The organism is Legionella massiliensis (assembly GCF_000756815.1).
Lineage (GTDB): Bacteria > Pseudomonadota > Gammaproteobacteria > Legionellales > Legionellaceae > Tatlockia > Tatlockia massiliensis.
The window spans coordinates 147854-168962 of sequence record NZ_CCVW01000003.1; the positions used below are offsets into that span (position 1 = coordinate 147854).

Here is a 21109-nt window from a genome sequence, read left to right on the forward strand (position 1 = left end):
GGATTAGGAAAATAGACTATTCGATTAATGTGGCTTAGACACTAAGCAATCAATTAATTTTTGTGATATTTCCTTGTATTTATTCATGATTCCAGATTGAACGATAAGTCTGCACTCTTCATCATTTTTTGAAATTTCATCTAAAATCTCTCCAACTTTCTCAAAGTAATAGCAAATATTCCTTACTTTGAGTTCAATGTCATTATCAGCGATTAACGTGCTATCTTTACCCTGATCCATTTTAAAATGCAAAGTCAAAAAATGCAGACGCTCATTGTATCCCGACTCTAGTTTTCTCGATTCATTAATTACTTTCCCCAGCTGTTGAAATATGGGAGCCACAGATTCAATTAATGTTATGAGTCTTACTGTATTTGTATTATCAAGTTGTGCGTTCATTATAATAGCCCCGTTGATTTATTTGGATCGACTACTTTACTGTGCTGTACAGATGTCTCTAAAGTTTGCACTGAACCTACAAAACCCTCGATTGCATTTGACAAATCTGTTATTAACTTAGATGCTTTTTCCTCACTAGTGGCTTGGGGTTGTTCTGGAGTAACTTCTAATTTGGCTGATTTAGCCTGTGTCGAAAAAGTGGCTGAGGTAGCGTTCTGATATTTCTTTTCATCGTAATACATCATACTCATCTTAGAAATATGAAATTCCTCTTGCCCGTTTTGCTTAACTGATGGTAGTTGTTGAGGACTGAGCGGTGTTTCACTACGTCCAACAAGGATATGGGGGGCAGCAAATTTAAATGCAACATTAGGGGTAACTTCTTTTATCACTTGTTCAATTTCAGCACGAAGAGCCTCTAAAGCACCAGTCTTTTCGTTTAACTCAGCTAAGACATTCTGTTTACTAGAGCAGTGAAAACCAGCTACTTCAAAGGCTAGAGAGTTATATTTCTCAATAATAGGGCCAATTGCTTTTATAATTTTTTGATAATCCTCATCCTTAATTGGCGTGCCTTCTGAGCCTACATTTTCCAGCCAACCCACTGTAATATGCCAAGTCTCCCGGCCAATTGCTTTAATCTGGCTCTTGTCTCCAGTACTAAGGCAGTCAGCAATTTTATTACCCAAGGCATGGGCGTCGTCTGCCCCTTCCTGCTTCGTATGTAAATCAATACCGATATAGTAGTTTTGCCCTTTTCCCCTTAGATCAAATTGGCGTTTACTTTCATTGCTCTGGTTGAGTGCTATAGCTTGCTCAATATCACAACGCTGAGTTCTGTCATTATCGAATAAGGCCTTTAATAAGGGATCTTGTCTTGCCTTTTCAAGATCCTCAGGTGTTTCAGGAATAACCCCATGTTCAATAAAATAAATATTCATGCCCAGAGCCCACATATCATTCTTAGTGTTTGGCGCCTTATATTGCCTCCTATCTTGTTCATCAACAGGATAATGTTGCTTGTCTTTATCTATTTCTAATCGTCCAAGAACACCGCTATCTTGGGCATAATAGGCGTTACCATGATCAGCAACAGACCTATCTTTAGGATTTGTATAGTAATAAGCCATTTCTGGTGACTGAAATTTGGCTGGGCTGGATGCATAACCAGCTTTTGACTCTTCCTGATTTTTAGCATCAGCAAAACCGGTTATCTTCAACGAGTAGTTTCCTTCTCTATCTTGATAAACCAAAAGATTGTCTGGGTTTAACCCTTGATGCACATAACCAGCCGCATGAATCGCTTTAACACCATTTAATAAATCGCGAATTAGCTTATTTTTTATATTAGGATCGTTGGGAAGGTCTTTAAGGACTGCAGACAGAGAGCCCAAGGCTTTGGGGGAATATACAGAAACCCTTTTCTGATTATGGTCTGTTACTGAGGCAATAAGGTCAAGTTCATCAGCTTGAGCATCGCGGCTTAAATTGTCTGGAGCCCCAGTAAAAATTTTTTTTATCTGACCTATATTTTCCTTATTACCTTTATTTTCTACAAGTTCTACTACCTGCTTATTAACCTTGTCTGCGAAATATAACTTGTCTTTGTAAGCAACAAGCATATAACGCTTTGTTCCATAAAGAGATTCATCCAAAGCCTGTGCAGTTGGATCTCTGTCCATCCGTCTAATATGACAACCTGCTTGTTTAAATTTGTCGTTGTTTTCAAATACTTCAGAAATTTCTGTTGCACAAATTGCCTCTGAACCCTTGGCAAGTTTTCGTGATAGCTCTGACTCCTGTTTTACTTGTTCAACATAAGCTTTTTGGCTTCGGCTATCGGCATCAACTTTCATTGTTACTTCAACATATTCCCCTGGTACATCGAGTCTAAAGCTTGGTTTACCGTTAGTTACATCCGTTGCCAAATCTTTGTCGCCAGAAGCTAATTTTCTTTTTGCGTCTACATATAATTGATATTCGCCATTTTCTGTGCGGATAATATTCAGGGTTCTTGGGAGATTGATCTTTTCTTTTGCCAAGTGGCAGGATTGGCCTTTCTCAAGCAAGGCTAATTGTCCCAGCAATTCAGGATCAGTTAGGATCTTATCCAGGATCAGCTCATAATCATTCTGCGATAAGTTTTTCGCGATAAGCCCAGGAAAATTTTCTTTCGCTTTAGCAAGCCGCTCCTTAAACCCCTTCATATCCTCTTCAGAGCTTTTTATTTTGGCTTCAAACTCTTCAACTACCTTTTCAATGTTTTCTTCGCTAAATACATCATCAGGAAGTTGGCTATCCCGCAATTTCTGTAATTCTCTCAATCTTTCCTGGATATAGGCACTGTCTCCTTGCAGGATATATTGGTGAGAACCAATACCTGATACATACTTAAGACCATAGGTGGTTCCAGATTGCATAATTTCATGGGCAGTATGATCGCCACCAGGAAGCATGAAAGCTAAATATGCCAATCTAACCATTTCGAGCTCTTTCTCTTTTGTATCCTCATCTTTAGCAACCCCAATACCAACCAACCCAGCCATTGCTGTAGATTGATCGAGCGTACCAGAAATCCCAGCAGAGATTGGCAGGCCTAATTCATTAACATCTTCTATATATTGCTCTAGGGCAGGTTGCATACCTGGTTCTACTTTAGTTTTTAAATTAAACAGAGCTGGTCCTGTGCCAAAACTTAATTGCTGGGTCATCGCTTTGTCAGGGATAACACTTTCTGGATTAAAATCTTCTAGCCTCTCGCCGGTTTGATTTAAATACTCTTGTGGAGATAATTTACTTCTATGAATGGCATTCAAGACTTTACCCGATTCCTTCATAGCTTCTGCCACGGTAATATTAGGGTGCTCGCTATAAAATTCTGCCATTTCTTCTTCTGTTTTCATGGAGCGGTAATCTGCATCCCTATTCCTTGCAGCATTGTAGCCATAGCGGAATACAGCAGGAATGTAATCTATCCCTCTTGCTTGCATTGTTGCAATAAATAGAGGATCTAAAGCCCAAGATTCCCTTGTTTCATATTTATGGCCTGAAAGCTGAGTTATCTCTTGTAGTTGTTCATTTGATAAATTATCGACACCTTCAGGAAAGGCCTTGTTTAAGGCCTCTAGAGGCGCCTTCTCTATTTTTTTAAGTGTTGAAGTAGACTGATGAAAATAATATAAGCCGTCCTTAGTAAGAACATAAGCATTTCCCCCTTTGTTGAGTATATCTGGGGTTGGTTTGCTGTCCGATTTTAACAAGCGGCATTTATTTTTTTCTGCGATTTGTTCTTTCATTTTATCATTAAGTTGCTTGACCATTTCTGGCGTTTTAATCACCGCATTTGCAAAATGGTTGCACATATATACGAAGAACATTCTATTCCTGTATTCAGCCGCTGGATTACCTGGTACACCTTTATGTAACATATTTAGATAAGCTAGGGGATTACCTCCCAAGGTACCTGGTGAATTTTGTGCCCTGGAACTATCGCCAGCTATCCTATGCCTGATTTCCATAAGTAGTCGCTCTTCTTTTCCTGGGTGAGGTAAGTCCTTGGGATTCTTGGGTAAATCACCAACAGCCTCTAATTGATCAGCCATTTGTGCAAAGGACATGTGCGCAAAATCATGCATCAGAAAATGTGCTTGACCAAGCTCCCATGCCAGGTTTTTATTGTCCGGTCGGTTTACTACCTCTTCCATTTTCTGGCAAGCTTCAACCAATTTCTGATGAGACTCTGGTGATAATGAAATGCCGGTTTTTGTCTCAAATTCTTCTCTAGTGGATTTGATAATATCCGCTCGTTTCATGAGATCGGTTCTTTTGTCATTCAGCATCATTGCAAGCGTATCCAGATCATGGCTGCGTGCCAATGATAGAGGAGGTTTGAAAACTGCGCTTAAAAGAGGAACAACCTCAGCGCAATAATCCTTACAAATGGGTCTTAAATCAATAATTTGTTGTGAGGTATAACCATGCAGTTTCATTTGACCTGCTGTTACAGGCAACATCGGAATTCCCTTGTCTATATCAATGCTGACATAGGCTTCCATTAGCTCCAGGTATCGCTGGCTGTATTCCTTCGAAAAATCTAACAGCAAGTTGTCTTTTGCCTTGCTCTCTGGCTCTCTTTTTCCTACATATTCTAAAGAAAGATCTGCTAGTGAATACTCCATCAGCTGTAAACTTGACCGATAATCCGCCCTTAGCTTTTCTTTCACGGCCTTTTGAAAATATGGGGGTTTGGAGTTCAGACTATCTGATTGGATTTCAGGTTTTTTTGATTGAGGCATCACTGGTTGATCGGTTCGCCAATGTTGAAATCTATCTTCTCGAATCTCAGTTAAATCACTGATCTTCAACTCATTTTTACCCTTTACCTGAGTCAGATATTCCAAGGCACGTATAACAAACCTAGGCCTTGGGTGAGCAATGATCTTATCAATAGATTCCTTTGTCCACAAAGGGCTCTGATTAGTTTTGGTATGGTCTAGTGCCTTTATTGTATTGATAATATCGGCATCATTGTTCTTGCGTATTATTGATTCAATTTGAGATTGCTCTAATCTCAAATTTTGTAGAATTTTCAAGGACTCGCTTAAAACTTTAGGTGTGTTTGATGACTTCAGACACTCGATTTCCACTGCAGAGTACTTACCATTTTTTAAAACCTCAACAAACTCTTCTGAAGATTTAGCATCAATAATAGTCTGATTTGTAACGATATTATCCTTAATACCCCTTGCATCATTTAAGGCTTTGACCACGTTGTCAAATCCTGCCTTTTTTTTGCATAGATTCGTTTTCTCGTCAGTTGTTAAACCACGATCTTTCAAGCTGATAAAAGCAGCGGCTAATTTGCCTGGCTCGTCGCTTGCCCCAACCAGAAGCAAATTAGCCTGATTAAATTCTTTTTCTGCTACTAATTGTTTTAATGCCTTTAGCAAACTGTCATCATTATTTTTTGATGAGAATAACGCATTAATGAGGGTAACAACATGCGGATAATCTTCTGCATTTTCATCAACATCAATGACAGCTGATACTTGCTCAATAAAAAAATTAAGGAACTCAGCATAAGGGATTTCATCATCATCTCCCAGTCCATTAAACCTTGTTTCAGCAAGTTTAGAGTATTGGGTTATGTCAAGACTTTTCTTATGGGTATCATATTGTAGAAGATGTGTGATTAACTCTCGTTTTGTAGGCATCTCTTTTCTCCCAAATATTATATTTACTAGTATAGGAGATAAAAAAAAGCACTAGGGTGATCCGAATCGAATTAGGCTATCAAAAGACTCTGATAAGCCTCTTAGTCCCTCTTGTCATTGTGAGCAAAGCGAAGCAATCCAGAGGCAGAACTTAGATTGCTTCGCCACTATTAGCTAATACTTGCCTGGTGTTCCTGATGTGAATTGAGGAATTCATGGTAGGTTGTTAATAATTTTTGGTTATTTTTATTTTTCAGAATTGACTGGACTGTTTCACCGGCCGCCGATTTCTCTTCCAGCATTTCCTTGCCTTTATCTAGGATGAAAGAAAATGTAGCTTGATCACAGCCAGATTCAGCGGCATACATAAGAACAGTTTTATTTTTTCTGTCACTAAAGGTAGCCAGTCTAGGATTATTCATCAGTATATCTAATATTTGATTTTTTTGATTATCTTTAATTGCTAAGAGTAAATTATCAAATTGGCTAGCCTCATCGACGCCGTCGCCTGGGAAGAAACTGAACATTTATATTCCTTTTAGTCTATTTTTAAAACGAACATTATACCGAAAATAGTTGCCATACACAACAAACTGTTTAGTAATGTTTCATATTGGGCGTGCTATGCTTTAGATACCTTTTATGTACAAAGGAAGCTAGCTCATTTTCTCTCTCCAGCTTGGGAGGTTATAGGCTAACAACGGCAGCGTCAATTTAACGATGAGCTAAACTGTCTTTAGTTTACTTGGAGAGAAAGATGCTAAAGACGAAGCCGAGAAGATATCGCTATCCCTTAGAGCTGATTAGCATAGCAGTATGGAGTTATCATCGGTTTAATGACAGTTATCTGCTGTACCGAGGTATAGAAGTGAGCTATGAAACGATACGTCAATGGTGTATTAAATTTGGCTCTCATTGACGGACGATATACCAACTCTGCATCGGTGCAACGGATTCAATTTAAGAGGGCCAAAGATATTTAGCAACTTGCCGCATCTCAACTCCTTTGAGTCTAAAATTTGTTAACCGATCTTTCTTGCGTTATCAAAAGTTAAATTGACGGCGCGATTGCAGGTTATAATCAGACATAATAGGTAATAAGGTAAAGATTTGAAGTAGTAGTAACCACGCAATAAGACTAAACGGCTTTTCTTCATATTCAGGTTAAGGTTTTGCCCTTGGGCTGGAATCAACAGATAACTTTTTAATCTCGACACCTTCTTCACGCGCTAGAAGCAATGCATAGGCATGGTCGTCGGCAATCTGTTTCTGTTCCTGGGGTGAAAGCTTGATAATTCTTTCCCTTTCCCGCTCAAAGTCCTGCTCTTTCTCAGCCGGAGTAGGTGCTTTGCTAATGGATGAAAGGATAGCCTCCTGGCGAGTACTGATTTCATCATTTTAATTGGGTCAGGGCGATATAATTTGGCTGGATACATATGCAACAAATATTAAACAGTTACGCCTTTTTTGTTACATGAATATGAGCTTAGAACATTTTCTAAGCCCATATTCCGTACTAAGAGGATGGTTGCTGATAAGACTCTATGCGATTAGCTAGGGCAATCACATTAGCGCGCAATTGTTGGCTGAACTCTGGATTAGCGCATTCAAGCTCTCTGGTGAAAGTATTGTCGTACCATTGTACTTTGTAATCAAAGCCAGTTTCCTTGCTGCCCTTAACAATAATTACACTAGGCATATTATGAACATCATAGGTAACAAGTTCTTTTATTAACTCAACACCACTCTTAGCAAGTTTTCTATTGTGCTCAGTGAATGCACAGGTACCAATTCCATCCTTTTCAAAGAATTGCACAGCACCATCCCACCCGTCGCTATCATCTCCGTTTTTATAGATTTATATGCCTCATAAGGAGCCACACCAGTTTTAATCGGGGTAATAAAACACCCACAGGGCAGGATTATTATTATAAATTTAATGAAACATTTTGTTCGGGAAAAGGTATTATGTTTAACGCTTGTATTAAAACACTCATTGATTCTAGTTGGAGTAAATTTAATAGTTCAGCTATTAAATTGCTTAGCTCCCATTATAATGCAGGTAATCCTAACTATATTCCCAAATCTACTCAAGCACGCTCGTGGGTGAGTTCACTGTAATTCCATCCGCGCACTTTATTAAATCAACTAAAGCTTCTTCTATTCCATAAAGGAATAGAGCCTCAGTTTTATTTTTCATACTAATGTAACGCCTCCTTAATGTGCATTTTTTAAACTTGCCAAAGATTAAGCATCCAACCAAAGGAGTAACAATGAAATATAATTTAAAACATATGCAAGATATATACTTTGCACATTCATCTAAAAGGCACGTCTTTTTATATGGCAAAGATCTCTCTACCATCTGTTCAGAACAGCTTAGCATAGAGGAAGCAAAGAAAATGCAAACTTTGCTTGAACAATTTATTCCATCTGTGTGTTCAACAAAAATTGAAGCTGTGGGTTATCGTTTATGCTTCATACCCGCAAAAGACAAAACCCTCGGTTATTATAAAGACCTTTATTTTAAAAAGACGGGACAAGAGTTAATACTTGAGCCAAGAACTGGTAATCAAATTGTTTCTTCTCTCGTAACGATGCCTGAAATAGAGTCTTTGATAAAGTTTTTTGAAGGCACCGATGTTCAAAATCTAGGTTATGCCTCTACAAGAACAGATTCCGATCTAATTCAACATCGCGTCGTTTTAACCAACGCGGATCCATTATTTAAGCAGTATAAAAAAAACATCGCTGATCTAACGCAATTAAAATTTATGCAGGATTTATATCGTGCTCAATGCTCAGAAGTAAGCACATTTTCCTATGGTACTGGTTCTTTTCAACTTTATTCACCAGCGCTTAACGAAGATAAAGCAGAGAATATGTGTGCTTCTCTTAAAAAATTCCTTCCAAATGAATGTGAAGTAAAAGTTGAAGCAGCTGAGTATCGATTATTAATTGATATCGAACAAGGCAAATCATTAGCCTATTATCAGCAACTTTATTTTAAAAATACTGGCAAGCAATTAACTTTAGAACCAAGAACTGGTGAGCAAATCGTGTCTTCCCTGGTAACCCAGGCTGAAGCAACATGTCTATTAAATTTTTTTACTGACAAAGGCGTGCAGGGGGCAAGGCTTGTAGTTACAAGACAGCCTAGAGAACTTATTCGCTACCAAGTAGTTGTTGAAAAACCTGAACAAATATTTGTTCATTATAAAAAATTTATTGCCGAACAATTAAATAAATTCAATCCACCAGGAGTTAATCGCTGGAAGACAAAAGAAAGTTATACGTTGGATAAGGGTAAAAGGACCATAGTTAGTTACTCATGTGGCTTTGATTCCCGTTCAGCACAAACTTATAACCAGCATTTGCAAGAACTGTATCCTGATTTAAGAATTAAAATGGTTAAATTTCTCCCGGGCGCCTTCAATCTGAACAATGAGTTTGAAATTACTTCAATGGATTATGAGACTGTCCAAGCGTTGAAAATACCGTCCTTAAAGAGTCACGCCCTTCACTTTTTTAGACAATCTCAACAATTAAGCCCCCCCGCACTTTATTGGATGAAGAAATAATGTCTTTAAATGAGAATGGTGATTTGGTCTCTGAATTATTTAAACCGTCAAATAAGTTAAGCCATTATGCCATGAATTTTTTTAACAAAAATTCTGATCATATAAACTTTGCAACGCTAAACTCTATGTTGACCTATGGCGAATTCCATAAGCTGTCAAAAGGGGTGCTAATCAAAATAATAGATCAGCTGCTGGACTCACCTGAACAATCAGAAACAGAAGAAATAATCTGGGAAATTGCTAAAAATTTAAATAAGGATCTAATCACCCATTTTGATGAAAAAAGGATATCAAAACTCAATGAGAGGTTACTTAAGTCCCCAGCACCCGAGAGTATAACACCAGAAAAAAAAGCGATACTTTTTTCTATATCAACTCTTATGTTTCACCATTGGGTGTTCCAGAGAGAAATAACGCAACCGCTGGTTTATTTGTTAAAAGAGCTTAAAAAACTCGATGAAAATACTTTTAATAAAAAGGTCGGTAACTGGTTTGCTCACCGAACTCTTCGCTACCATGCAATGGAGTTTTTTAATGCACATCCGGATTGTATGACTGACGCGATAGATCTGATAAAAATGAAAGAGTTTAAACATTTTAATCCGGTTTTTGAGTTAGATGATGAGATCGACCTACTTTGGCCAGTAAGAATGTAGTCAGAAATTAACTTGGTGTAGTAGCCCACATTTTCTGTGGGCTACTTTTAAGTTTGAAATACTGAGCAAAGTAACCAAATGTAGGCAACTGCCCCAATTCAGTATTAAGAAATCAATGATTAAAGGAGCAAGGAACGACCTTATTATAACTGCCGCCATTAATACCTTGGCAGCTGCCATTAGTATCTATATTCACAGAGCCGAAAACCAAATTCGTACACCCATTGTTTGCGGAACAAATCAAAGAAGCCGGATGTACTGATTTAGTGGCTACCACATTATTATAAGTAATATTACTTAAATTAACGTAGCTGTACTTATCACTGCCATAGTTAAGATCAAAATATATAGGATAATGTACCCCTGTCATAGTAACATTTTCATAGGATAGATTAGACACACTACCCGATTTGGTTTGAGGGCATTTTGTTGGGTCTTCTCCAGGACAGCGTGTTTTAATGCGCAAGCCGTACTGAGCGTTTTGCATTGTCACATTATTAACTGTCATATTAAAAACAGGATTGTATACTTGACTGCCGATGGATAAACCGTGGCCATTAATCAAAGTAACGTTACTAATTTGAATATCACTACTTGGGCCGTTATCCGAATTGACGGCAATACCATCATCTCCGTTATTTACGACAATAGCGTCTATCGTCATATTGGTTATGTTATGTGAGTTAATGCCATCTGTATTAGGAGAGTCAGCAGGGGCATTTACTGCAATATTATTGATATTGATCGTATTACTGCTAACTAAATGCACATTGTATTTAGGTGAATTGAGAAGTTGTATTGATTTTATGGTAATTCCGCTTGTACCATCTATTTCAAGTAGAACTGGCCGTGTACTTACCTTGTTCCACCAGGTTGAACCCTGACCATCAATAATGCTAGTTGTCGCGTTTTTACCTTTTAAAACAAAATTATTGGAATTTTCTACCGTGATAAGAGCATCCTGATTTTTCCAGGATGAATCTGTTCTCTGTGGTGCTGTTAAAGTAACATTTGCCGCCAGGTTAATGGTAATATTGTTAGCATTAGAAATGGTGATAGGAGATAAAGTATTACTGTTATTGATTACCATGGTTAAATTGTTAGGATAATTTTTTAAAGCTTGATTAAGCAAAGAAGTCAAATTGGATCCTGTTCCAGAAAAAACGCACTTGGTTCCTTTTTTTACAGCTTTACACTGAGTAGCGATATCTGCTGAAGCAGAATTAAAACCCAGTGATGCAAGTACGAAAACTGCTAAACTAGTTTTAGGCAAACTCATAACTACTCCTTGTTTTTATTGTTAGACATCCTTTTTTCGCAAGAAACCATTATAGTTCTGGTTATTAATGCTTCTAATTCAATTCCTCTATAAAATCGTTAGGACTGGAACGCTAATGATGGAATTTGATTTCTTTAGATTCGATTACGAGAAATGTTAAGACTTAAATAATATCTATTTTTTTTAAATTTAGAATGAATTAAAGGAATACTCGTTATTCTTATTTAGAATAATACTTTGTCTTGAACATTTCGAGCCCAAGTTTTGAGATGGTATTACGAAAAAGCATCGCACTGCCAGGCAATGTAAGCGTTTAGTACCTTTGTTTCTTAAAATGCTTTCTCTTCTTAAACAAAGTTCCTTTGAGTCCTTAAAGACTCTAAGCAAAACATTATATCAATGGCGGGAGGAAGTGGTTAGAATGTGGCGGTTTACTAAAAACAACGGCATTACGGAAGGGTTCCATCGCAAGATGAAGTTAATTCAACGGCGTGCTTACGGTTTTAGAAACTTTGAAAATTATAGATTAAGGGTTAAGGTCTTGTGTTCTTGATTTGTGCCCCCGGAAATGGGGAAGAGCCGACCATCTTCGATCAGCAGCCAATCGAGTAAATTTTTCTTTTTTGGCTACAGGCTGTAGGTGACATACGTGAAAAAAATAAAAAAGTGTTACAACTTTGCTATATGCCAAATTTTAACCATTTTTTACCTCGGATTTTTTCACGTAACTCCTTGATACTACTGGTGAAAATGGCGCGCCCGGAAGGATTCGAACCTCCGACCCCCTGGTTCGTAGCCAGATACTCTATCCAACTGAGCTACGGGCGCGTGTTCTGGCGGAGAGAGAGGGATTCGAACCCTCGATGGGATTTCTCCCATACTCCCTTAGCAGGGGAGCGCCTTCGACCTCTCGGCCATCTCTCCGTTCAATGGAGGCGAAGTATATCAGGTATTTGTATGACGTCAACTCTAATATTTAGATTGTTAGAGTATTTTGATTGGGTGCACTATGAAACCCTTAATCTACAAGGTTTCTTATTGTTAATTAAAATGATTTTTTTAAGATAAATTCCAAAAGCTTAGGTTTACTGATATCTTTGATATTAAAAATTTGACCTTTGTCAGCTACATTGACAACTATCAGGAGGAGTAATGAAGCATAAGTCGAATTTAGACGGTCGAGAGGTCTATGTCGTTGATGGTAGTCGTACTCCATTTCTCAAAGCAAAGGGAGTTGGTCCTTTTACCGGATCTGATTTGGCAGTAGCTGCTGGAATCCCCTTATTAAATCGTTTGCCTATTTCCCCCACTCAACTTGATGAAGTTATTATTGGCTCTGCAATGCCAGGTCCAGATGAGGCGAATATTGCTAGAGTGGTTGCCTTACGCCTTGGTTGTGGTGATAAGGTTCCTGCGTTTACTGTCATGCGAAATTGTGCTTCGGGCATGCAGGCGCTTGATAATGCTGCTTTACAAATTGCAAATGGTCGTAGCGATCTTGTATTAGCTGGTGGCACAGATGCTATGAGCCATGCTCCTTTGCTCTTTAATGAAAAAATGGCGTCTTGGCTTGCTCGTTGGGCTGCTGCAAAATCTCCTGCACAACGCGTGGGTGCCATTACACAGTTCAGGCTTTCTTTTCTTGCTCCGGTAATTGCTCTGTTACGTGGTTTGACTGATCCCATCGTGGGAATGAACATGGGGCAAACAGCTGAAAAGGTTGCTTATCGCTTTAATGTCACTCGCGAGCAAATGGATCAATTTGCAGTAAATAGTCATCTGCACTTGGAACGGGCTTACAAAGAAGGGCGGATGGAAGAGGTAATTCCCATTATCGATTCAAAAGGGCGAATCTATCCTCAAGATGACGGGATTCGTTCTGATTCTACTGTTGAAAAACTTGCCAAATTAAAGCCATTTTTCGATAAAAAATATGGCATGGTCACCCCAGGTAACAGTTCTCAGATCACTGATGGCGCATGTTTGCTTTTATTAGCTAGCGGAGATGCAGTCAAAAAATATCATTTGCCGGTTCTTGGGCGTATTGTTGATTCTCAATGGGCAGCACTTGACCCAACCCAAATGGGATTAGGGCCTGTTCATGCAGCGACCCCCATTATGCAACGTCATAATTTAAAACCTAAAGATTTTGATTGTTGGGAAATTAATGAAGCTTTCGCTGCTCAGGTGCTTGGATGTTTGGCGGCTTGGGATGATGCCGATTATTGTCGCAGTCAATTAGGTTTAAAACAGGCTATGGGAGCTCCATCACTTGATCAACTCAATAAGGATGGTGGGGCAATTGCAGCTGGTCATCCCATTGGTGCTAGTGGTGCCCGAATTGTATTGCATGTTTTGCAGTCACTTAAACAACAGAATGGTAGCCGAGGGATGGCAGCAATTTGTATTGGGGGCGGACAAGGCGGAGCAATGTATCTGGAACGTGTGACAGAGGTGAAAGAACAATGAGTAATTACAAACATTGGGAAATGCACAAGGACGATGAGCAGATCATCTGGTTAGGCCTAGATCGTCAGGACGTTGCTGTCAATGCTATGAATGATGAAGTTTTGGATGAGTTAAATAGTGTTCTACAAGAGATTGCCCAAATTTCTGATGCCTGTGGATTAATTATTTATTCTGCTAAAAGTAAAGGTTTTATCGCAGGAGCTGATGTCCATGCCTTTTCTAAATTCAAGGATCCGGCTGAGGCTGTCAATTTTTTGCGCAAGGGACAAACTGTATTTTCTCGTTTAGAAGCCTTGTCAATTCCAACGGTAGCGATGATTAATGGATTCTGTATGGGCGGTGGATTAGAGCTAGCCTTGGCCTGTGATTATCGTGTAGCCACTGATGATAAAGATACCCGCTTGGGGCTACCTGAAATTATGCTGGGCATACATCCTGGATGGGGTGGTACAGTGCGTTTGCCAAGGTTAATTGGAGGTTTTGATGCGCTGTCCAAAGTTATTCTCACAGGTATCCCTCTTGCTGCAAAGAAGGCAAAACAATTAGGGTTCGTTGATGATGTTGTCCCTCTACGGCAATTAAAGCGTGCGGCCGTTTATTTTGTGAAGAACAAACCAGCAAAACGTAAACCAACGTTTACACAAGCCTTGACCAATTATTCTTGGGTGCGCTCAATGCTAGCCCCCTTATTGCGTAAGGGTGTTGCCAAACGGGTATCTAAAAAACACTATCCTGCTCCTTTTGCGGTAATTGATCTTTGGGAGAAAGAGGGGGGCGTTGGCGAGCGCGCTTATTTGAAAGAAGCAGACTCAATCGAACAATTAGTGTCGCATGGTGATACCTCAGCCAATCTTATCCGTGCTTTTCTTTTACGTGAGCGTATGAAAGGCTTTGCTAAAGACAGTGATTTTAAAGCACAACATGTTCATGTCATCGGTGCTGGGGTTATGGGTGGGGATATTGCTGCTTGGTGTGCCTTGCGTGGTATTCAGGTGACCTTGCAGGATAAAACCTATGCGCAGATCGCCCCAGCTATTGGTCGTGCCTATAGCTTATATAAAAAGAAATTAAAACAGCCCAGGCTAATCCAAGCTGCTATGGATAGATTGGTTCCTGATCCAGATGGGCATGGTATTGCGCGCGCTGATGTGATCATCGAAGCCGTATTCGAGAATCTTGAAGTCAAGCAGTCGATTATGAAACAGGTCGAGGCTAAGGCAAACAAGGACGCAATTATTGCGACGAACACCTCAAGTATTCCTTTGGATGAGATTTCTAAGGTGATGGATGATCCTACCCGTTTGGTTGGTATTCATTTCTTCAATCCAGTTGCTCAAATGGAGTTAGTTGAAGTTGTCAGTAGCTCTAAAACAGCGAAGGCAGTAAGCCAGCAGTCCTGTTCTTTTGTGAACCAAATTGGCCGTTTACCTTTGCCAGTCAAATCAAGCCCTGGCTTCTTAGTTAACCGCGTACTGATGCCCTATCTTATGGAATGTATGCAACTGCTTAATGAAGGGTATAGCGGCGAGGAGATTGATAAGGCGGCGAAATCCTTTGGTATGGTTATGGGGCCTGTTGAGTTAGCGGATACAGTCGGCATGGATGTTTGTCTGGCTGTTGCGGAAAATCTAACCTCTCATTTTGGTGGTTCAGTTCCTGAAAAATTAAGACAGATGGTTAAGGAAGGAAAGCTTGGGCGAAAAACTGGCGAAGGTTTTTACCGCTATAAAAATGGCAAGCCTATTAAGCAAAAGGTAAATAGTACTAAATCTGATAAGGATATTGCGAATCGCTTAATTTTACGCATGGTTAATGAGGCTGCAGCCTGTTTACGAGAAGGCGTTGTGGCTGATAGTGACTTACTTGATGGTGGTATGATTTTCGCAACAGGCTTTGCTCCATTCCGCGGTGGCCCGATGAACTATGCTAAGCAATTTGGTCATGACAAATTAAACGAGCTTTTTAGTCAATTGGAATCGCTTTATGGCGAACGGTTTAAGGCTGACGTTAGTTTATAAGGCCATAGGATCCCGCGGTCATTAGAGATTACCAGTAGGCTGAGCTAAAAAGCCCAATGGCACTTGGAAAGCTATACAAAAAATGATCGATGAGGTCCAGCTCATGCGCCAAAGGTTCCGCTCTCCACCGCGCGCAGAGGAGAGCGGACAAAAAGCATTTTTGAGTGAAGGTATTACCCCATGTTTTCTGCAAAATTCATCCGCATGCTGATGCTGTGCTCTCAGTTGTTTGTTCATGTAAACGCTTGGTCGATAACCTTCGTTTTACCTACCAAGGGTGACCTGGTTGGTGAGCTACAATACGCTAATCCAGAAATTGGGGAAACTTTGAGTGATGTAGGTATTCGCTATGACATTGGCTATGATGAAATGGTTAGAGCAAATCCTCGAGTTGATCCTGAAAGACCTTTGTCAACCGAAGTTCGCCTGCTAATTCCTTCACGATTTATTTTGCCCGCAGCACCTCGCAAAGGTTTGGTAATTAATCTGGCAGAATATCGCCTTTATTATTATCCTCCTGACGATAATGTTGTAATTACTATGCCAGTAGGTATTGGTAGGGAGGGTTGGACCACACCGATTGGTTTGACAAAGGTGATCGCTAAACAACGTGACCCGGTCTGGCGCCCAACTGATAATGTAATGGCTGCAGCTGAGAAAAAGGGTATGCCAATTCCCAATGCCTTCCCGCCTGGAGAAGGAAATCCCTTAGGCCGGCACATTTTACGTTTAGGTTGGTCTACCTATCTGATTCATGGTACTAACCGTCGTGATGGTGTGGGTACTCGAATCAGTGCTGGCTGTATAAGAATGATGCCCGAGGATATTGAGTATTTATATGATTTGGTTGCGGTTGGGACTCCGGTGCGGGTTGTGAATGCCCCAGTCAAAATAGGGCGGTCAGGTGGAGCCTTGTATATGCAAGTTCATCCGGCACTTATTGAGCAGAAAAATACTGATTTAACAAAGATAGCGCAAGAGCAATTAGCAATGATGAGAGTAGCCCGAATTAATAATAAATTGCTAAATCAAGAATTAAGCTATCCCACAGGCCTAGCAAAAAAAATTAGCGGCTAGGGGCATCGCTCATGAGGCATGTATGAACCTTAGTGAACGCTTATGTTGCAATCGCCGGGCGGAATTTTTGCACAATATAAAATGAGATAGCTAACACAATTAAACTACCTATAAGGTCAACAAAATAATGCCAGCCAAGCAAGACGCAGGAAGCAATTAAGATTAAATTGATAGGTAACCATAAAGCAAAAACAATAGGCCAGCAACGCACCGCATTGAGGCTGAGGACTGCCCAGATTACATGAAAAGAAGGCATGGCAATCATTCCTCCTTCAAAGGTTGTTGGTTGAATGTAACTATGAATTTGCTTAAATTTAAGCCCAGTAGCATATTGGTATTCTGAGAAAATTGGACTGCCAATAGCTGTTGCGGGACCAACCGTTGGCCAAAAATAATAAAAAGAAAAACCCAAGATGGTTGTAATTAATAGATAAGCAGTATATTCCCGAATATAAAAAAACTTCCTTGCAAAAATGAGGATTAAAGGTAAATAACTCATTTGATAAGGCAAGCTATCATAAATCTTAACCAAGGTTATTCTTAGCCAAGCTCTATCAACGGTCCAACTCACCACCTTATCTAAATGAATGCCAAAGAAACTATCTATTGCAATTAAGTGCTTATCAATTGGCTGAAAAGGTGTGAATTGCACAGCGTTTGTGGCAAATAAGGCAATTATAGTAATCACTAAATAAAAATAGATTAACTCGAGTACTGTTTTTAGATAAGGACTCTCTTTACCGAAGAGCAGATAACATCCCATTAGTGCTAAGAGCAAGATGGCGGCCATTCCATGGACCTGAGGAAAGAGATAGTTATTACCCGGATATCCTGTAAAGTAATAGTTATATAGGAGGGCAATTGATGACAAAAAAATAACAACAAGTGATAACAGCAAATTAAAATATTTAGTAATAAATTTCATTATTCTGTTTATGATTCTTCAATCTCACTGTTTTGTTGTTTTTGTTTGATCGCGTTATAGATTTCTTCACGATGTACTTCAATTGAACGTGGAGCTTGAACGCCAAATTTTATGTTTCCATGTTCCAGTGTTTTGAATGCGACTATCTGAACTGTTTCGCCTTGTACTGAAACGGTTAATGGCTCTTCAAAGGGAATGGTCACGATGTTCATCTAAAACCTCTTTTGTTTTTTTGTACGGTTATATCGTAAGGCTGCATTAAAAGCAATTATTTTGCAAAGAACACTATGTGCAAGAAGACTAAGTCTTACTATTTGATAATAAAAGAATTTTAAAATAGTAATTAAGCTGAATTTTTATAGCCCTGGCTTAAATCCTAAAAACTTGATAATCAAGAGGATTAGGAAATATAAAGTGGCTGTAACATTTGCTAGCAAAGTGGAAATCAGTTATTATTGTGCGTTTTTTAAACCTTGCCTTACCTCTATTGGGGAAGGCTACAATCCAAAAGGAGTAACCATGAGACATTATGAAGTTGTGTTTCTAGTGCACCCTGATCAAAGCGAACAAGTACCAGGAATGGTTGAGCGCTATGAAGGGATCATTACAAAACATGAAGGAGTGATTCACCGTAAGGAAGATTGGGGTCGTAGACAATTAGCTTATCCAATCAAAGACGTTCACAAAGCACATTACATTCTAATGAATATCGAATGTAATCAAGCCGCTCTTGATGAATTGAAGAATGCATTTAAATTTAACGATGCAATTCTGAGAAATCTAATCATCAATCAAAAACATGCGATTACAGGTCAATCCGTGTTAATGAAAAAAGAAAAAGACGAAAGAGCAGCTTAAGAGAGGATATTAATTATGTCAGGATCATATTTCCGTAGAAAAAAAATGTGCCGCTTCACTGGTGATGGTACAAATGAAATCGATTACAAAGATATCAATTTGTTAAAAAACTACATTACCGAAACAGGTAAGATTGTGCCCAGCCGTATTACAGGTACTCAAACTCGCTTCCAGCGTCAATTAGCAAAAGCTATTAAGCACGCTCGGTTCTTGGGTTTGCTTCCTTACTGCGATAGCCATAGATAATAATGGCTCGCTTAGGCGATTTTTTGAGTAAACAAAGTCGTTTTCTTTTAGAAAACGACAATCAAGCCCTGGTATATATCGCAGTTTTGGCTGTGATCCCGTTCGTGGGTTGGTTGTCAGCAGCGATTGTTGCGCTGATAACCTTACGTAAAGGCTGGTACGATGGCTTAAAAGGCATGATAGCTGGTTCTATTGCGCTCTTAGTGCTGTCTCTAATGTCGATGTCCTTTACTGCGGCGCTTCTTGCTACCGTTATGGCGTTTTTGCCATGTTATTTAACCGCGGCTGTTTTGCATTCTACAGCGAGCTGGAAAATAGCGGGGGGGCTGCTTGTCCTGATGGCGTTGCTAGTTATAGCTCTGGTGCATTGGTTTGCTCCAGACTTTATCACAGGACAGTATCAATATATTCAGGCAATACTCAAGGAAATCGAGCGAGAAAGTACAGATAGTGCTGCTGTTAGCTTGCTAAACAACCAAAACAAGCTTAATGAGGTAATAATTGCTAACTATTTGGTGGGAATTCAATCTGTAAGCATAGTCTTATCCACGTTGACCTCACTATTGGTAGCGCGCTCCATGCAATCCAGGTTATTTTATCCTGGAGGGTTTAAGCAAGAAATGTTGGCATTTCGTGCTAGTGGATTTGGAGTGTTACTTCTTGTTTGGGCTGTAATCGGTGCTTATCAGCATTATCCTTTGGCAATAAGCTGCTTACCAGTACTAGTGACTTACTATGTATTCGCAGGGCTCAGTATCAGTTTTAATGTATTAGCAAAAGATAAAGGACTCAGTTACTTGATTTTGTTAGTAGTTCCATTAGTGATACTGCCATTTATTATGCTGCCTATATATGTCATTTTGGGTGCTTTAGATAGTTTGTTTAATTTCAGGTTATATTTCTCTGCTAAGTCAGATGAAAAAAGAGAATAAGGGGTAATAAGATGGAAGTTATTTTATTAGAAAAAGTTAGAAACTTAGGAAATTTAGGTGATAAGGTTGATGTAAAGCCTGGCTATGGCCGTAATTTTCTAATTCCACAAAATAAGGCTGTATTTGCCACTGAGCAAAACATCAAGCATTTTGAAGAACGTCGTGCTGATCTTGAGAAAAAAGCACAACAATCTTTATCTGCTGCTGAACAGCGTGCTGCAAAACTGAGTGATACTACAGTTGTTATTTCCGCAATGGCCAGTGATGAAGGCAAGCTCTATGGTTCTGTTGGTCCTAACGAGATTAAAGATGCCTTAGTTGCCAAATCAATGGAAATTTCTAAGCGTGAAATTGTTATGCCAGAAGGTCCAATCCATTCAATTGGTGACTTTGTTGTTGAAGTTCACGTACACAGCGATGTTATTGCTAAGCTGCAAGTTCAAATTGTTTCAGCTAAGTAAATACTGGGGCAGAGCCTCCTAAGGCGACTTGTGCTCAGCATCTAAACACCGCGATTTATCGCGGTGTTTTTTTATTAATAGAATAGCTTGTGTTTGTGCGGGTTTGGAAAAAACCTCGTCTGCCCTGCGGGCACCTTCTCTCTAAAAGGGCGAAGGGATAAACTTGTTTTGACTTTCTGCCCGCAATGATGTTGTGGCTCATTAGATACAGAAATGTGGCCTGGATGCAGCGAAGCGAAATCCGAGAGCAGTGGTGCAATTTCCAGGGTTTCGCTTTGCAAGCACCCAGGCTATGGCTTCGAGACAGCGTTGCGCGCTTCCTCATTTAGCCTATAGCCTCGATGATTTTAAAAGGTGGCTTAATGATAAGTGGCATAGATAAACTAGACTCTGTCTAGCAGGCGTTTATGTATTGGTGAGCTACACGAACAAGGAAGGGACGAATCCCCAATGAGTTATGGGAGCACGTCAAAGAACTATTGGTTGATTATACGCCTTCAGAAATTGGTATTCATTTGGGTATCAGCCCCACCAAAATCAGGAAAAAACTAGAGCCTCAAGAGAATAGAAACTTGCAGTTTGTCGAGGTAAAGCAAAAGCATCCGATGCCTGATTTAGGCGTTCTATCCAATAGTGGTAGTCCCTGTAATGTTGAACTTCATCGCCCTTGTGGCAGTATCAGGTTTAATAATATGGTCTTTGTACACTTGCAACGCAACCAAGTATTCAAAGGGGTTGATGCCGGTTAATTCACAGGTATAAATGATACTGGTCAACACGCCACCTCCATGGCGCCGTATTCAGTTTTATAAAACAACCAGCTGTTACGTCCTCGGACGGGGATTTTTAATCCCGGTTCCATATTCAGGCCAGCCAACGGAGCGCGCACTAAGGTTGATGGATTTTGTCCATAGGCCTTGAGATATTCTTAAATAAAGCGTGCCTCTGGGAAGTACACGAAACATTACAAAACCCTCTATGATCTGCCCCAATCT

General features: G+C 39.6%; 18 protein-coding genes, 2 tRNA genes and 1 pseudogene. 11 read left to right on the forward strand and 10 right to left on the reverse strand.

Annotated elements, in window-relative coordinates; translation table 11 throughout:
- Positions 1-24: 24 nt before the first annotated feature.
- The 3 genes from BN1094_RS12265 to BN1094_RS12275 all read right to left on the reverse strand — a co-directional run bounded on the left by BN1094_RS12265 (position 25) and on the right by BN1094_RS12275 (position 6139).
- A complete protein-coding gene (locus BN1094_RS12265; protein ID WP_043874757.1) occupies positions 25-399 on the reverse strand; it encodes a hypothetical protein in 375 nt (124 codons plus the stop codon).
- A complete protein-coding gene (locus BN1094_RS12270) occupies positions 399-5612 on the reverse strand; it encodes a protein kinase family protein (protein ID WP_043874758.1) in 5214 nt (1737 codons plus the stop codon). The genes BN1094_RS12265 and BN1094_RS12270 overlap by 1 nt, the downstream gene beginning before the upstream one ends.
- Positions 5613-5782: 170 nt before the next feature.
- Positions 5783-6139: a hypothetical protein gene (locus tag BN1094_RS12275; RefSeq protein ID WP_043874759.1), complete on the reverse strand. Its 357-nt coding sequence runs from the start codon at positions 6137-6139 to the stop codon at positions 5783-5785.
- A gap of 230 nt (positions 6140-6369) precedes the next feature.
- On the opposite strand from BN1094_RS12275, the gene BN1094_RS19890 reads away from it, so the two are divergent.
- Positions 6370-6531 carry a hypothetical protein gene (locus BN1094_RS19890; protein WP_176695302.1) on the forward strand — a complete coding sequence of 54 codons (162 nt, stop codon included), beginning with the start codon at positions 6370-6372 and terminating at the stop codon, positions 6529-6531.
- A 597-nt stretch (positions 6532-7128) separates the two neighbouring features.
- Here BN1094_RS19890 and BN1094_RS12280 read toward each other — a convergent pair.
- Positions 7129-7428 carry a hypothetical protein gene (locus BN1094_RS12280; RefSeq protein ID WP_043874760.1) on the reverse strand — a complete coding sequence of 100 codons (300 nt, stop codon included), beginning with the start codon at positions 7426-7428 and terminating at the stop codon, positions 7129-7131.
- Between the two features lie 457 nt (positions 7429-7885).
- Here BN1094_RS12280 and BN1094_RS12285 point away from each other — a divergent pair, with 457 nt between their 5' ends.
- On the forward strand, positions 7886-9193 hold the full coding sequence (locus BN1094_RS12285) for a hypothetical protein (RefSeq protein ID WP_043874761.1): 1308 nt from the start codon (positions 7886-7888) through the stop codon (positions 9191-9193).
- On the forward strand, positions 9193-9849 hold the full coding sequence (locus BN1094_RS12290) for a hypothetical protein (protein ID WP_043874762.1): 657 nt from the start codon (positions 9193-9195) through the stop codon (positions 9847-9849). Before BN1094_RS12285 ends, BN1094_RS12290 begins: the two co-directional genes overlap by 1 nt.
- A gap of 112 nt (positions 9850-9961) precedes the next feature.
- On the opposite strand, the gene BN1094_RS19355 is transcribed toward BN1094_RS12290, so the two are convergent.
- Positions 9962-11128 carry a glycosyl hydrolase family 28 protein gene (locus tag BN1094_RS19355; RefSeq protein WP_081935143.1) on the reverse strand — a complete coding sequence of 389 codons (1167 nt, stop codon included), beginning with the start codon at positions 11126-11128 and terminating at the stop codon, positions 9962-9964.
- 274 nt (positions 11129-11402) lie between these two features.
- Between BN1094_RS19355 and BN1094_RS19360 the strand changes: the two are divergent.
- Positions 11403-11681 (forward strand): annotated as a pseudogene (locus BN1094_RS19360) (transposase); the annotation flags it as partial.
- A 198-nt stretch (positions 11682-11879) separates the two neighbouring features.
- On the opposite strand, the gene BN1094_RS12300 reads toward BN1094_RS19360, so the two are convergent.
- Both BN1094_RS12300 and BN1094_RS12305 read right to left on the reverse strand, forming a co-directional pair.
- A tRNA-Arg gene (locus BN1094_RS12300) sits at positions 11880-11956 on the reverse strand.
- Positions 11957-11962: 6 nt separating this feature from the next.
- Positions 11963-12052: transfer RNA gene (locus BN1094_RS12305), tRNA-Ser, on the reverse strand.
- Between the two features lie 228 nt (positions 12053-12280).
- Here BN1094_RS12305 and BN1094_RS12310 point away from each other — a divergent pair.
- From BN1094_RS12310 to BN1094_RS12320, 3 genes are all read left to right on the forward strand, one after another.
- Complete coding sequence (locus BN1094_RS12310) at positions 12281-13597, forward strand: acetyl-CoA C-acetyltransferase (RefSeq protein WP_043874763.1); 1317 nt, start codon at positions 12281-12283, stop codon at positions 13595-13597.
- Positions 13594-15615 carry a 3-hydroxyacyl-CoA dehydrogenase NAD-binding domain-containing protein gene (locus BN1094_RS12315; protein WP_043874764.1) on the forward strand — a complete coding sequence of 674 codons (2022 nt, stop codon included), beginning with the start codon at positions 13594-13596 and terminating at the stop codon, positions 15613-15615. The genes BN1094_RS12310 and BN1094_RS12315 overlap by 4 nt, the downstream gene beginning before the upstream one ends.
- Positions 15616-15795: 180 nt before the next feature.
- Positions 15796-16692 carry a L,D-transpeptidase family protein gene (locus BN1094_RS12320; protein ID WP_043874765.1) on the forward strand — a complete coding sequence of 299 codons (897 nt, stop codon included), beginning with the start codon at positions 15796-15798 and terminating at the stop codon, positions 16690-16692.
- 40 nt (positions 16693-16732) lie between these two features.
- Here the strand turns inward: BN1094_RS12320 and BN1094_RS12325 are convergent, their stop codons facing one another.
- Entirely contained in the window at positions 16733-17617 is an 885-nt protein-coding gene (locus BN1094_RS12325) for a phosphatase PAP2 family protein (RefSeq protein WP_081935144.1), read from the reverse strand.
- Positions 17618-17625: 8 nt separating this feature from the next.
- The gene (locus BN1094_RS12330) at positions 17626-17829 is read right to left on the reverse strand and encodes a carbon storage regulator (protein ID WP_043874767.1); all 204 of its coding nucleotides are present in this window, start codon (positions 17827-17829) and stop codon (positions 17626-17628) included.
- Between the two features lie 307 nt (positions 17830-18136).
- Here BN1094_RS12330 and rpsF point away from each other — a divergent pair, with 307 nt between their 5' ends.
- Genes rpsF through rplI form a run of 4 tightly spaced genes read left to right on the forward strand, consistent with a single transcriptional unit; the run spans position 18137 to position 20114 of the window.
- Positions 18137-18475, forward strand: a complete 339-nt coding sequence (rpsF, locus tag BN1094_RS12335) for a 30S ribosomal protein S6 (protein WP_044011855.1) — start codon at positions 18137-18139, stop codon at positions 18473-18475.
- A 15-nt stretch (positions 18476-18490) separates the two neighbouring features.
- Positions 18491-18721 carry a 30S ribosomal protein S18 gene (gene rpsR, locus BN1094_RS12340; protein WP_043874768.1) on the forward strand — a complete coding sequence of 77 codons (231 nt, stop codon included), beginning with the start codon at positions 18491-18493 and terminating at the stop codon, positions 18719-18721.
- Between the two features lie 23 nt (positions 18722-18744).
- The gene (locus BN1094_RS12345; protein WP_141650474.1) at positions 18745-19653 is read left to right on the forward strand and encodes a hypothetical protein; all 909 of its coding nucleotides are present in this window, start codon (positions 18745-18747) and stop codon (positions 19651-19653) included.
- Positions 19654-19664: 11 nt separating this feature from the next.
- A complete protein-coding gene (gene rplI / locus BN1094_RS12350; protein WP_043874770.1) occupies positions 19665-20114 on the forward strand; it encodes a 50S ribosomal protein L9 in 450 nt (149 codons plus the stop codon).
- Between the two features lie 623 nt (positions 20115-20737).
- Here rplI and BN1094_RS19895 read toward each other — a convergent pair.
- Positions 20738-20893, reverse strand: a complete 156-nt coding sequence (locus BN1094_RS19895) for a transposase domain-containing protein (RefSeq protein ID WP_176695303.1) — start codon at positions 20891-20893, stop codon at positions 20738-20740.
- Positions 20894-21109: the final 216 nt, after the last annotated feature.

Coding starts and splice junctions, on each gene's coding strand:
- BN1094_RS19355 (WP_081935143.1), bottom strand. CDS start 11,128: ATGAGTTTGCCTAAAACTAGTTTAGCAGTTTTCGTACTTGCATCACTG.
- BN1094_RS19890 (WP_176695302.1), top strand. CDS start 6,370: ATGCTAAAGACGAAGCCGAGAAGATATCGCTATCCCTTAGAGCTGATT.
- BN1094_RS12310 (WP_043874763.1), top strand. CDS start 12,281: ATGAAGCATAAGTCGAATTTAGACGGTCGAGAGGTCTATGTCGTTGAT.
- BN1094_RS12320 (WP_043874765.1), top strand. CDS start 15,796: ATGTTTTCTGCAAAATTCATCCGCATGCTGATGCTGTGCTCTCAGTTG.
- rplI (WP_043874770.1), top strand. CDS start 19,665: ATGGAAGTTATTTTATTAGAAAAAGTTAGAAACTTAGGAAATTTAGGT.
- rpsF (WP_044011855.1), top strand. CDS start 18,137: ATGAGACATTATGAAGTTGTGTTTCTAGTGCACCCTGATCAAAGCGAA.
- BN1094_RS12265 (WP_043874757.1), bottom strand. CDS start 399: ATGAACGCACAACTTGATAATACAAATACAGTAAGACTCATAACATTA.
- BN1094_RS12290 (WP_043874762.1), top strand. CDS start 9,193: ATGTCTTTAAATGAGAATGGTGATTTGGTCTCTGAATTATTTAAACCG.
- BN1094_RS12275 (WP_043874759.1), bottom strand. CDS start 6,139: ATGTTCAGTTTCTTCCCAGGCGACGGCGTCGATGAGGCTAGCCAATTT.
- BN1094_RS12330 (WP_043874767.1), bottom strand. CDS start 17,829: ATGAACATCGTGACCATTCCCTTTGAAGAGCCATTAACCGTTTCAGTA.
- BN1094_RS12315 (WP_043874764.1), top strand. CDS start 13,594: ATGAGTAATTACAAACATTGGGAAATGCACAAGGACGATGAGCAGATC.
- BN1094_RS12270 (WP_043874758.1), bottom strand. CDS start 5,612: ATGCCTACAAAACGAGAGTTAATCACACATCTTCTACAATATGATACC.
- BN1094_RS12285 (WP_043874761.1), top strand. CDS start 7,886: ATGAAATATAATTTAAAACATATGCAAGATATATACTTTGCACATTCA.
- BN1094_RS12325 (WP_081935144.1), bottom strand. CDS start 17,617: ATGAAATTTATTACTAAATATTTTAATTTGCTGTTATCACTTGTTGTT.
- rpsR (WP_043874768.1), top strand. CDS start 18,491: ATGTCAGGATCATATTTCCGTAGAAAAAAAATGTGCCGCTTCACTGGT.